Raw genomic sequence first — 14318 nt, 5'->3', positions numbered from 1 at the left:
TGAAATATCGGACAACTCGCTTGACAAATACCGGATTTACTGATGCTGTCGCCACTTATTTAGATTTTTATCACTTACCTGATACGACTAAAAAGCAGTTATTCAATGAAATTAACTATCAAAAGATTGCTTTAAACTGGCGTTACCATAAAAACTTAGCACCAACTAAGCCTAACAATGATTTAAAATCACTGCTATCGAAGCATTTCTATGAAAAAGGCTTCGTTTATCATTCAATTCTGAATAGCGAAAGTCATGCTGCTCAAACCAAAGTTCAGAGTTACAGCTTCCCATGTGCGGCCGAATTACTCTTCCTTAACTGGTGTCGCAATTATTTGGTTGTGGGTGTGTCAGCAACTGCCAATATAAAGAGCCGATTAGGCAACTACGATTTACACTATTTGAACTCCTCATTAGAGCAGGATTTATCAGCACAAGTCGTTAAACTATCAGATGAGCATCGAGCAGCTCTTCAACAGCAGTTTATTAACAGTAAAGCACATTATGACAAAATCAGCATTCAAACCCATTGGCATGGTTTAGGTTTCGATCTTCAACGTGAAGAAGTCAAAGAAGAATTACTAAGTTTATTTAAAGTCGACAAAGAACAAAGTAAGACCAGCGAAGATGATATCGATTTTTTAATCCAAAAAGTCCTCGAAATGCATGGGGAAGACAGCGCTCTACACTATCTCAAGCAATATTACAAAATCTTTGAACTATGGGTTGCCTACTTAACCCAAGACATTTCTGCCTTTTTATTGATGTTCAGTAAAGGCTATAAAAAAGAACGAGACTTTATCTGTGAATACTGTCAACAGCTCATTGAGATATATCTACCTTGCGAAGCGGAGCAAAGAAAAGCGCAAGATGAAATTGTCACCATTGTTGGCGCAGATAGCCTCGATACGCTCGAATTAACAAAGTCAGCCTTAAAAAAAGGGGAGAAACGTTTTGTTTTATCGACCTACATCACCTTAGGGGCGGGTATTAATATTCAATACCCTATTCCAGAAGGCAAAGAAAGCAAACTGGTAAAAATAAATGATTTTGAGGCTAATACTTTCACTGATTTTGATGGACTTTATATTGATAAGCCAACTAATCTTTTGGTGAATACTTACAAAAAAAATATTGAGACTGTCAACGACCTAGTCAAACATATTTATGAACTTGAGTATTTGAAGATTTCTTGCCTGACGGATAATGACTTTAAAAGCTACTTACAAAGAGCTTTTTTATCATACCTAGGGAGAAGTAATGCTCATACCCCTAAAACGGCACGCAATATCTATCAAAACAATGACTATAAGCTGCATATGATGCAAATATTGATCCAAGCCATAGGACGAATATGCCGCACCAATATGAAGTCGCCCACCATTCACTTACATATGGATCGCGCATTAATCGATGTCTGGGTGGATGACTTGGGAGATATGTCTCAATTGCCCGAATTTATTCATATTAGCCAAGCTATTGCCAATCAAAGAAAACCTAGCAATATTTTATACAACGCCATTGCCACTAAAGATTTAACTAAGGTGAGAGATGCTATTTACCTTATTTTAAGTAAATTTAGTCGAGGAGAAGCTGATGAAGCGACAATTGAATACTGGAAAATGATAAGAGAGGTATGTCTTCGCCATCCACAACTTAGCGAGATAAGCGCATCACTATATCATTTCTTTTATACCAACTTTGAGCAGCCTAAATCAGCTTATTTTTACACACAAAAAGGCGATTATCAGCAAGTTGAAATCTTAAGCGACTACCAAGCTGGTGCATATTGCGTTAGTGAACAAAGTGCTAGGCTTGATAAATTAATGAGCCATTCAGGACTAAAAGCTCATTTCGAAAAACATGGCTACGCTACCAAACTATCTGCGTCTAAACATTGGTTACAACCCATTCTCTTTAACAATATCTATAAAGGTGGCTTAGGTGAAATTTGTGGGGCTTACTTATGGAATGAATATGGTCTACCCCTACTACATGAGATGCCGAGTAATCAATATGAAATCTTTGACTTTATGGTTACACCTGATATCTTTGTGGACTTTAAACATTGGTCAAAGAACCTGAAAGATGGCAAAGAAGAGCGTGCCAAAATATTCAAAAAAATGGACCAAATTAATGCTGCCTTAGTTTTTGTCATCAATATACTCGAAGAAAATGACACGCTGGATTATCACATTGCCAGATCGGAGGATGGTGACAAGCAAATTGTTGAGATTCCTAACTTTTTGTTTGATACGCTACCAAATACGGAGTTAATCAACTCAATTAACAAAAAAATTGCGGAGGTTAATTATGGGGACAAAGAAGACGACATTGACGAATAAACTTAGCTTTGATACTGATTTTGCAAGCCTTAATGAGGCATATAATTTCTTACGCTTTACATGGCAACAAGCGGATAAAAACGACAAGTCAAAAAGTAAACAATGGGCTAACAGTCATCATTTAGACAAACTACTAACAGATGAGCGAGCGGAAGCCTGCTTATACCGCTATGGTAAATATGCCTACGCCATGTTTAGTAAGCAAAACACAGCTGATATCGAAACCATTCGTCAACGGCTTTCTAGCGACCCTCTGTATGAGAATATACAAGTAGATATCGTCTATGCCGCAGCTAACTATACAAACAAAAGCTATGGTGAAAATGTTGAGATCCCAGAGGTTTGGCTATACCAGTTATTGTTTAATGCCTTAGCTAACTCAACCAGCAAAAACTTACACTTTCATAACCTCAACGGATCATTAATATATGTCCCATTATTAAACCCAAAAAGAAACTCTAAAAAAATCATTGCTCACCAGATTACTATAAACAATGCGATGATACTCAATGCAAATGCTGTTACCTTTCAGAGCAAAGGGGCTATTTTTCACGCTGAAACAGATGAACGACAACGGCAGAAAAAATTAAATAGACCAGCTTACAAACTCGGTCTTCACTCACTAAAACGCATTTACAAGCACAAGGACAATTGGGACGTTTTTATTCGAGCGGGTATTCCAGGCACTAAAGCGAGCAGTGACGCCCTTAGTATTGCAGATTATCCCAGCTTTGAAAGCAGTCGTATGGGGATTTTGCATCAACTATTACGGCGTTTTAATGCGCGATATAAATCCATGGTAACTGCTAGTTGGGTAAGCTTGGCTGTGGATGAATCATTAAGGGATAGACTATACATCCTTTATAACGATCGCCAGTTCATCAACCTCCTTAAAACAAAACGCGTTCGCTTGGTCGATAAGATACAATCCGAAGAAAGCTGGCCACTAGTACTTGATATGCAGACGCAACTTGCAGAAATGGGAATAGAGTCATCTATTGGTACCCGTGAATCAAAAGATGCGCTACACATCTGCTTAATTAAGCCTAAACAAGCTTACGAAGAAATCAATGACCCCTACTCAACGGATGAGAACCGTATCAAGCAGCATATCACTGATGATAATTATCAGAACTGCAAAGATAAAGATAATGCAACGATACAAAAAGTTAATAGCCAGAGCCAAAAAAATCAAAGAAAACTCGTACTACAAAACCTACTTAAAGAACTATTAATCAAAGAAGACGTCATCAACAAAACAGTGACGCTATTTAATTCCTTTGATACCAAAGAGCGTCAATTATATTTAGAAGGGACTTGGGTATTTGGCACAGTTGAGGAAAATGGTTGCCATTTATTGGAAGTAAAAGAAACCGGCGAATTACGCTACATTTTTCATGATTTCTGCTTGTTATTTAATGACCACCCTTATACTGATGCCGTTGAACATGTACAAAGTGCAATTAATGGCCATGCTTATCGACAAAGAAGGACAATAGAGGCCTTTGTTATCTCATCCGCTGGTGATGTGAACATCATCTTAGATTATGAGCAATGTGTACTGCCTAATTTATCGCTGATTGAGGAGGAGATACGCCAAAAAGATAAGGCGCTTCCACAGCACTTAAAAAATCCAAACGAATTAATCGCTTTAATTGAAGACTGCCAAATTGCTTCTGATGAGTGCTGGCATGCTTTCATTACTGAACTACATCAAACTGATGTTGTGGATAAATCAACGCTTAGACAACTAATCAATAAACACTTCCATACCTCCAGCAAACAAAATCAGCTTATACGAAATAAACTCTATGAGAATGGTGTGACACTGAGTGTGAGTAAGAGCAAAGATAAACTATTTGAGCTTATGCCTGATTTGTTTTCTGTCCAGGCAGGACAAATTGATGAGGCTAACGCATGGTACTCCGTCGGTTATTATACGCAGTCCCTAAAGCAGAGTTTACCGCATATGATACGTATCAAACAACTGAAGGCACTCAAAGGTGATGTACTTCATCAAAAAATCCTGCCATTATTAGACGTCGATTTTGTTGGTTATAAAGCACCCACCGTGCTACCTTACCCCTTAAAGTACTTAAGAGAGATGAGCGCTATTAATAAGCATTAACTCTTACAAAATGATGGTAATTTGAGTCGCTACATTCGCGGTCGTTCTTCCTAAGGTATTTCAACGTATAAGCCACTGCTGAACTGTGATGATGATAAAAAAACGGTGAGTGTTGTAATATACAACAACTCACCGTTTGCTTGGATTAGCTTAGCGTTACCAGCTATACTTCAAGCCGACTTTTGCTCTAAAGCCACTGCGCTCTTTACCATCTAAATTTCTTTCTAAAAGGCCATCCGCATAGAGGCTAAGTGATTTACCAAGGGCTGCTTGACCCCCAATACCCACTTCAACAAATGTACGGTTGAAGTTCTCAGCTACTTTATCTTTACCCACCTGCACACTCGGGCTACTCGTAAAGTCTCTGACCACATTCACTAAGCCGTAGAGGGAGTTCGTATGAACGCTATCAGGCTGTACAAAGTTTTTACCGGCACGAACACCGACTCGACCTCGCACCGCATTGATGGTATCAGGATCCACTTTACGTGCTTTGTCGCTAAAGCTATCTAAGCTAAGGTGTTGATACATCAATTGCGCTTGTGGCTCAACAAAGAAGTCATTGGCTAAGCTAAATTGATGACCTACCTCGGCTGATACAATGGCTGACCAACCATCTTGCTTGGCACGAATGCCATTGCGTGAACTGTATTTGTTTTTGATTTTTGACACTTCGGTCACCAAATCCAAATAAGCACCGCTACGATGGTAGCGTGTATGATAGGCTCCTAAACCATATCTTGCAGTATCAACATTACCAGCTAGCTTATCCACTGAAATAATGCCATCAACTTTACGCTCTTTGTCAAAGGTATCCATTTCAGCGTCAGTGTAGGATAGCATTAGCCCCGTCATATTGTGTGATTTGGTATCAGGGTTAACTTGCGTGGCGATATCCGCCCCTAAAATCCACGCTCTGTAATCGCTCTCAGAGTACAAGCGATCGGCGCCTGTTAAGTCAAGTTCGCCAAGCTTCATTTGACCCCATAGTCTAATGCCATCTTTGGTGTATTGGCTCTTCGCGCCTAGACGCTCATGTAAGGTACCAATCGTTGAGAAGCCTAGGTTAGTATTAGCGACCGGCGCTTGTGCATAGCCCGGCACCGATTGCGAGAATGTACCATTTAGCTTCCACTGGTAGTTATTACCCACCTTAACTAACTGTATCTGCTCAGCCCCTTGCGTCTCGGCTGAACCGGTAAAGACGTTACCCTCATGTGCTTTAGCAACCTCAACCACATTAATGGTGTACTTATCATCCTCAAAAGCACTCACATCACCACGCATAACGCCATCGGCAATTACAATTTCAGTGCGCCCTGTAGCAGTGCCTTTGATCACTAAACGGTCAGTTTCAGAGTAATTCGGATTGTTCCATATCGTGTTGACATGTAAGGTCGATCCAGCTTCACCGTGATAGTTATTATTTACCGTTAGGACTGATCCGACATTGCTATCTAAGTCACTCGGTGAGCCTAGAACAATGCGACCCGTCGCTTTATTGGTAAAATCGCCACCAACAGTATAGTTAGACTTAGATCCGGGGCCTTTACCATCACCTTTTTGCAGATCGCCCACGATAAAGGTGCCTTGGTTAATGACGTTACCCTTTAAGGAACCCACGGCCGCCACGGTGGACGTCTCATCAATCTCTAAGGTAGAAAGCTTAAGATGAATAGGTTCATTTTGCTTACCGGCAATTAAGGTGCTGTTATCTTTGCCTTTTAATTTACCAGTAAAGCTTTCTAAGGTTTTTGGCATTAACTCAAATAAGCCAGAGAAATCAACGTTCCCTTTGCCCGCTATTGTAGCGTCAATGGTTCCATTTGGATTTTCGAGGATTACGTTACCTGAGTTCTGCGTATCCACATTGGCTTTACCAAGGTTATCCTTAGGCGTTTTAACGAGGAGTGTAGCATCATCACCTAAATTGATTTTAGCCTTTTCACTTAACCCACCGTTATTACCAGATAGCTCTACAGATTTTTCATTGTTAACGGTGATTTGACCGTCACCGTCAAGCTGATTAGCGACGTTACCATTGGCGTTAATGATAAGCTCACCTTTATCAGCAATAGTCACTGCACCGCTACCAGCGCCTTTCTCATCATCTATCTGGAGGATGGCATCAGATTGAATAGTTATCTTCGCCTTTAGATCATTTTGAGCGCCAGTGGATACAAGCTTGTTTTTATTGCCGTCCTTTGGTGTGGCTAATTCAAGCATTGCATCTTCATCGCCTTGGAGTTTACCCTCAGCAATCACACTGTCACCCATATCTTCGGCGCAACCATGAATCGCTAGATGGCCAGACGATAGATGAATACCACCAGACTTCTCATCCGCTTTAACACAACCAACATAGACGGTATCCTTAGTCGTTAAATTATCAGCTAACTTAAAGGAAGCATCAGCTTTAAGCTCAAGAAGGTTGCTGTGACTATCCGCAGAACCTAGCGCATTCGCCGAGCCGGCAATCAGAGTACCACCCTCAACCGTTGTTTGACCTGTGAAGTCATTCGACTCATTACTGATCGTAATCTCATCTTTTGAGCCTGGGGTGTTAACCGAAACTCCACCCTCGCCCGTTAATTGAGCGCTTAAGGTTGTTGCATCACTTGACTGATTACCTTCATCGGCAATTAACTGTAGCTGTTTACCCTTAACTAGGTTGAGGCTTTGCAATAGGTACTGTGCATACAAGCCTTTGTCTTTATACTGCGTGTCGTTGGTTTTTGTCGCGTCTATTAATTTAGAGCTTAAACCATACGAGGCATCAGCAACCTTCTCATTGTCTTGGGTAATAGCGACAACCGTTGGTTGTGGTGTTCTGTCGTTACCCTCTGCATCAACAAATTTCACTGTTAAGTCAGCTTCATCGCCAACAACCTCCCCTGTTGCCTTAATAAGATGAATCGCCTTAGCAGGCTCATCGTCCTGACGTAAAAGGGAAATCATCTGATCGGGCAATGGTAAGTCATTGTTAAAGTCGTCTGCTAATACTGAAACGCCTGATGCTGCCTTAACCTCTAAGTCCTTGACTAACAATGCCGCTTCATTAGGTGATTCGCGACCTATGACGCTATTCTCAATGTCCATCTGACCACCATTAAAGTGCAGTGAACCGATCTCCTTCTGTGCGTCAAGTTGTGCGCCTTTTAATTTAGCACCACCATTTAATACCAAGGTCGTATCACTATGCGTAGCTTTGAGGTTCTCATCAGTTAATGTCAATACCGCATCGCTTAGCGCTAAAGTGCCTTTAAATGCTGAGTAATCCTCTGCTTTGTAGTGAATCCCTTGACCATTTGCGTTAACCGCATAGGTACCCTTACCTTTAATCTGGTGCGCTAGTTCAGTTGCTGCTGTCGCTGAACTACGGTTCGCCTTTAAGGTTGTACCCTCTTGGATATCAAAGGTGCCGCCAAATTTATCCGCAGAGCTATCCTTATTTAAGGTAAGCGAGGTCTTATCACTTAACGAAATCGTACCCTTACCCGTTACAGTATTGGACCCAAACGAAGCATTTATAGCAGATAGATTTAAGGTTCCTTTATCATTAGTCGCAATCGCAGCACTACCTAGCTGGCCTAAGTCTGTGGCTTTAATCTGAGTATTATCGTTGATATCCCACGTACCAGCAAAATCATTATTTTTCTTCGTTAAGCTTATCTGAGCATCATTAACGGTGGCAACGGTTCCTTTGCCTGTGATTTCGTTAGTTAGTTTGCCGTCATCACCCTTCATCTTGGAAAGGCTTAGAGTACCCTTATCGTTAGTCGCAATCAACGCCTGACCTAAGCTCTTAACCGCCTCTACTAACACCTTGGCATCATCTTTGATATCAATTTTACCTTTGAATTTGCTATTATCCGCAGTTAGGGAAATATCGCTCTTATTAGCAACTAAAGTACCCTCGCCATATAGCTGATTAGCGACGTTACCACTCACTGCATCAAACACCGCTTTACCATCTTTTTTGAGTTCAATTTGCGCTGAACCTAAAGCAGCTTTGTCTTTTAAGATAAAAGAGGTGTTTGTTTCTGCGATAGCTTTACCCGCAAAGCGATCCTGAGCACCATGAATAGTTAATGAGGAATCCTTATCCGTGCCCAGTAAGGTGATGGTCGAGTGCTTATCGCCCGATAAGGTATTAGCTTTTGCAATCGTACTCGCTTTTTCTTTTCGATGACTTAAGTTTAAATTTGCCGCAGTCAGCGTAACTTTAGACTCATCCGTAGTACTTAAAGCACCAGCATACGCCGAGATTGGCTTAGCTTCTTCGCCAACCAAGGCTAGGGCTGAACCATTCTCTAAGGCGACTTTCTCCGTATGAGAATCCTTTTGCCCCAAGGCATTAGATGAAAGTAGCTTCAGAGTACCACCCTTAACCGTTGTTTGACCTGTAAATTTATTATCAGCGTTGCTAATGGATACTTCGGCTAAATCACCTGCTTTATTAATTAAAAGACCACCTTCGCCCGTTAATTGAGCCGTGAGAGTAGCATCATCTTGAGTATCACCTGCAGGTCTCAATTCAAGCTGTTTACCTTCAGCTAACTTTAACGTGGTTAGACCATATACAACATTAATCCCTTTATTCGGCATGTCAGCAGAAACCATCCCTTGAAGGCCGTAAGTTGCATCAGCAACCTTTTCACCATCTTGTTTAATAGCTAAGGTATGCGTGGTTTCTTTATTAATTTCTTCATTACCGAGTTTAAGCGTAAGGCCAGCACCGTTAACATCGCCTGTTGCCTCAACTACATTCACAACAAACTTACCATTATCTTGTGCTAATAGACCTAACTGCGTGGTATTGGCTAGATGACCTTTAGTATCAAAGTCATTCAAAAATTCCTTTGTATCAGTAAGCTCAACAGAACCCTTATTATTCGTGATATTTAGATTCTTCACAACTAACGCCGTTGCATTTTCAGGCTTACTTGGAATAACGGTCTTATCAATGACAAGCTTACCACCATCCATCGTCAGATGACCAATCTCTTTAGATCCATCCGCATCTGCAACCGTAGCTGCTGAACCATCTGACAGCTGCAAGGTACCGGCTTTTACCGCGTTAGCAAAGGCATCATCAATAGTCGCATTTACGTTATGAAGTTCAGTGGTACCTTTATGGTTTTCATAGTTAGCATCCTTAGCATTTGCAAATCTAAAGGCGTTGTTGTTGCCAGTGATTTTGAAAACAGCCTCTTTTGCAGACTTAAGATTATGCCCGAAGCGAAGAGCGTCCTTTGAATCCGTTCCATTCAGTTCTAAACGTGACTCCTTATCAAGATCGATGGTGACCTTATTAGGTGATTCGTTATGCACAATTGAATGACGATTAATTTCAAGTGTTGATTCCTTAAGATTAATCGCTTCAACATTATGGATTCCACCTGCCTTGCTATCAGTCGGCTGAATACTCAGTTTTGACGCATTAAGAGTAAGCGTATCCTTACCCTCACCTCCATCTAAGTACGTAAAGGCGTCTGTATAATCCACACCGGAATTATTGATCTCAACCGTATCATCACCCGCACCTAAATCCACCTTAGCTGTCACTTTAGCTTTAGTAAGTGTTAAGGTGTCTTTACCTTCACTCGTAGTAATATGACCAGTTTGCACAGCGCCATCCTCAATAAGGATAGTATTGTCACCCGCACCTAAATTCATACCACCTTTAAGATCTGAACCCTTACCTGTAATGGTAATGTTGTCAGCTTGGTCAGCAGTAGTCACTAAGGATTTGATCACACCCCCATTGGCATTGATTAAATTGACTGTGGCCTTACCGAAATCAATTAAACCTGCAATCACACCTTGACCTTTATCATCCTGTGCGTTTGCTGCCTTTTGGTTGGTGAGATTAATAGTTTTTTCTGCACTACCATTATAACGAATAGCTACACCATCCTCTGGTGACGTAATCGTACCTGTATTCGTGAAATTGTGCTTAGTACCATCTTCACTTGCATTATCAATCCAAGAGCTCAAATCGATAATAGCATCTTTGGAGACTGAGCTTAAATTACCACCATTCTCAAGATTAGAGCCAGCGTTGACGATCTTCCACGCGGTAACATCCTTTGTACTCTTTAATGCAATATTGGCATCACTACTGAATTTGCCTTTAGTATCAATGTAAAGCGCTGTTGCACCTTCTTGCGCAGAGTCCTTGATATTAATATCAATACCACCGACGTGGAGGTCTTTATCAGTCGTGGTGAATTTAGTGCGATCAGTTGAGTCACGATTCGCAAAAACAATACCTGTGCCTGCGCCAGTGATATTGATGGTACCGCTTGACTCTTTTGCTAACTTACTACCCGTACGAATAGCAACCCCATCAGTCACTTCAAAAACGGTGTCCTTAATCGTAATGCCTTCAATCTCAGCTTTGTTCTCAACAATGGCGCCGGTACCTCCTTCTAATAAAGATAAGGTATTTGCACCTAATGTTAAGCTCTTAGCACCCGTATCGACCAAAATGACGCTAGCTTCACCGCCGGCTTTGATGGTTGCATCTTCTGATACATTCTTGCCTGACATATCAAGCGAAGCTCCATCACCAATACGAATGGCTGCATCACCGTACTGCCCATTAGTAAGTTGGACATTGCCGCTTAAGTGCTCAAATACAGACGACTTGTCATTAGTTGATGCGCCTGAGACATCAACTGCCGCTCGGGTTTTACCGCCGTCGGAAACATTACCAGCAACGACAATACTACCTTGATTTACAAACTTACCGCCCTTAGTCAGTAACACCGCAATCTCATCAGAACCTTGTAAATTGACTTTACCCTGATGATCTAAGATGCCCTCATTCGTTACTTCATAGGCACGTGAGTCTTTAGCACCTAATTCAGATGTTATGCTTGCAAAGGAGGTAAGCTTAGTTCCTTCTTGTATGCCTTGGCTTATACCATCAATAGTGATTAGCTCGCCATCCACCACCGCCGCTCGGGCGCGAGCACCGGTAAGCTTAAGTGTCGTGTCTTTAGTTAATTCGCCTGAAGCGCCACCTGCCACCTTAAGTGCCGTTGAATCAGCACCAGAGGCAATGATAATTTCCGAACCAGTCTTTACGGATGAGCCCTCGGCAGTCGCAAGAAGTGCTACGGATTTATCACCTTTGGCTTCTAACGTTGCGGATCCGGAGGCATTACCACCTGAACCATCATAACTTGCCTTGCCGTCAATACGGAATAAGGTCGAGGATTTACCTTCAGCAACTAAACTCCGTGTGCTGTTATTTTTAATATTCGCTTCAGCGCCATGAATGAAGAATGAGGTTTGGTTTGTGGCATTCTTGTCGGTTGTGACAGAAGCTGTGGCACCTAAGACTACATTACCTTTATTACGAGCATGAATCGCAATGGAATTACTGCCTTGAAGATCTACCTTACCATCAATTTGAACTGTACCACCTTCAGCCCAAACACCGTAGTTAGGAGAACCGCCCTCTTCTGCTGCATGCACTTGAATTGAAGATTTATCAGTATTTAAAAATAAATTTTCATAAGAGTGCTTATTTGTGGCAAATGAGTGAACACCAATATTGTTCTTCCCTTTAACAATAATGTTTGCAGTATTGGTCACTTTATTACCAATATTGCCAGCGAAGCTAATGCCAATATTGCGGTCACCACCCTTACCTAAAATTTCAATATCGCCCTTATTTTCAACTATGTTATTGGAGCCATCCAGTAAAATACCAGTAGCACCACCCATTTTCTCATAAATTTTTATCGTCCCAGTATTAGTAAAGCTAGGATCTTCATTAGCAGAGCCATCTTCATGAACTACAACACCAATAACATCAATACGTGGGTTAATGGGTGAATTACCCTGATCATTACTACCTATATGAATAGAGCCTTTATTGCTATGCTTACCGGCACCATGCACATACATACCGATAGATGGTTTTGTTTTCGGAGGTGTATTTTGAGCATCTGGGATATCTATAAAGCCAACATGGATATGAGCACCCTCATCATTAATCGCTTGACCCCCTTCATCAGCATGCAAACCTCTTTGATTGGTATGGGCTATATTTAGGGTGCCTTTATTGATAATGACCCCACCATCCAGAGCCCGCATCAAACTTCCAGCATTAACGAAAGGCTGAAGCTTATCATCACTTAGGTTTTCAGGAATTAAGCCCCCATAAATCGTTCCCTCATTTATAACGGTACCTTTATTTTTAGATACCATGCCTTGGCTTTCATAAATCGTCCCACGTCTGAAGAATAATTCACCCTTATTGATAGCTTCACTACCCTCACCATCCGCAGAAAAAGCTGCGACAAAGGTATTTTCAGTCGGATCAGCTAAACCATCCTGGTTCGCTGTATTCATCCTATCTGAAACGATGACTGTACCTTTTTCGACCTGCACCTTACCGCCATTACTCGCATGAAAATAGGAACGTGCGCCCATGGTTCGCAGGTACTCTTTATCTGGTGCAGATGGCAGTTTGTTCTCATCTAATAGAATTGTTATGGTTTGGCGCTTAATAGCTTGCTCAAATAGGGCGTCATATTCCTCTTGACTCTTAATTGTTTTATCTTGAATTTTGCTGATGAGAAATTCGTTGTAAGCTTTTAACTCATCAAGATTACTAACTGTTCTAGCGTCACCTAAAGCGCTACCATTTAACGTTGGCGTAAATGTTCCCGCTAAATGATTGTATTCAAAAAACCTTTCAAGTTTCGTTTGACCAGTATCACCCTTCACCTGCGGATTAGGATCTTGGGGGTTCTCTAACTGTACAGAGTTAAGGTAAGTATCGCTCGCCTGAACATACAAGGTTTTACTAGTCGGGGTATTTTTGCCATCATCAAAGCTAAAGCTAAGCTCACTATCCTTGCCATCAGCAACAAATAAATGACTATGCTTTATCGCCATATTAAGATAATGATTGCCTTTTTTATCTTTATGATTACCTCCCTCAAGTTTAACCTCTGCCTTACCGCCCTCTTTAGCCGTCACTAATCTTGACTCGGTGTAAAAATTTCTTCTTGCGTCCTCATCAAAATAACGAACATTAAAGGAGCCACTTGGACCCATATTTTCCTGGACTATCATCCTATCATTATCAAAGACCTGAAAAGACTTACTCAAGCCTGTAATAGGATCTACCCCTTGAACCGTTCTTTTAGAAATATCATAGCGATAATTAGACGCCTTAGGGCCGTGAGTGCCATCTGACCGAGCGATATACTCTGCAAACTCATCCTTCGTAATAAGGTCTGAATGTTTTTCACGAGCCGCAGCAAGTTTATCCTCATCCGTTTCAATCCAATCTAACAATTTGTCCCTGTGTTCCGGACGTCTCAATAGAAGAGCAGGAGACATCTCTTTATCATTAAAAAAAGCACCTCTGTTAATATTATCGCCAATGCTTTTTAACGTGCCAGTCACCCTTATTGATTGACCAGCACCTGCCACTGCTGCACCATCACCTGCATTTTTCCCCCAAGGGCCATTAGGATTGGTTGGCTCACCCTCTACAGTGGGTTTGTAAACAATATTCGTAAAATCAATGGCAGTAGGCTGGCTCGCTACAGATTGACTTAAGCCCAAGACAAGAAATGCAGCACTTAATAGCTTCGCTGTGCTGATACTTTTAACATGACCACGCGCTAATTCACTGACCGCAACCCATGCGCCAAGTGATTGATTAAATACAACTTTGTAAATATTATTCATTGAGAAACCCTACTCTCAGGAGAACTTGAAAAAGATAAAATATTTTGCGCGCATTTTAACATTTCAAGCATTTCCCATCAACGACGGCTTGAGACTTTTGCATAAAAGCAGTTAAATACCGG

General features: G+C 41.3%; 3 protein-coding genes. 2 read left to right on the top strand and 1 reads right to left on the bottom strand.

Features of this window, described 5'->3' with window-relative positions:
* Both HMPREF3144_RS03950 and HMPREF3144_RS03945 read left to right on the top strand, forming a co-directional pair.
* On the top strand, positions 1-2345 hold a 2345-nt coding region (locus HMPREF3144_RS03950; protein WP_210394292.1), incomplete at its 5' end, for a hypothetical protein.
* Positions 2314-4473 (top strand): hypothetical protein, encoded by a 2160-nt coding sequence (locus HMPREF3144_RS03945; protein ID WP_141742720.1) that lies wholly within the window; start codon positions 2314-2316, stop codon positions 4471-4473. The genes HMPREF3144_RS03950 and HMPREF3144_RS03945, both read left to right, overlap by 32 nt.
* Positions 4474-4629: 156 nt before the next feature.
* On the opposite strand, the gene HMPREF3144_RS03940 is transcribed toward HMPREF3144_RS03945, so the two are convergent.
* Positions 4630-14196 (bottom strand): autotransporter outer membrane beta-barrel domain-containing protein, encoded by a 9567-nt coding sequence (locus tag HMPREF3144_RS03940; protein ID WP_070476535.1) that lies wholly within the window; start codon positions 14194-14196, stop codon positions 4630-4632.
* Positions 14197-14318: the final 122 nt, after the last annotated feature.

This window comes from Oligella sp. HMSC05A10, assembly GCF_001808335.1.
In the GTDB taxonomy this organism is placed as follows: Bacteria; Pseudomonadota; Gammaproteobacteria; order Burkholderiales; family Burkholderiaceae_B; genus Oligella; species Oligella urethralis.
Note: the sequence above shows the minus strand (reverse complement) of the source record. Positions and strands in the feature narration are given on the sequence as shown.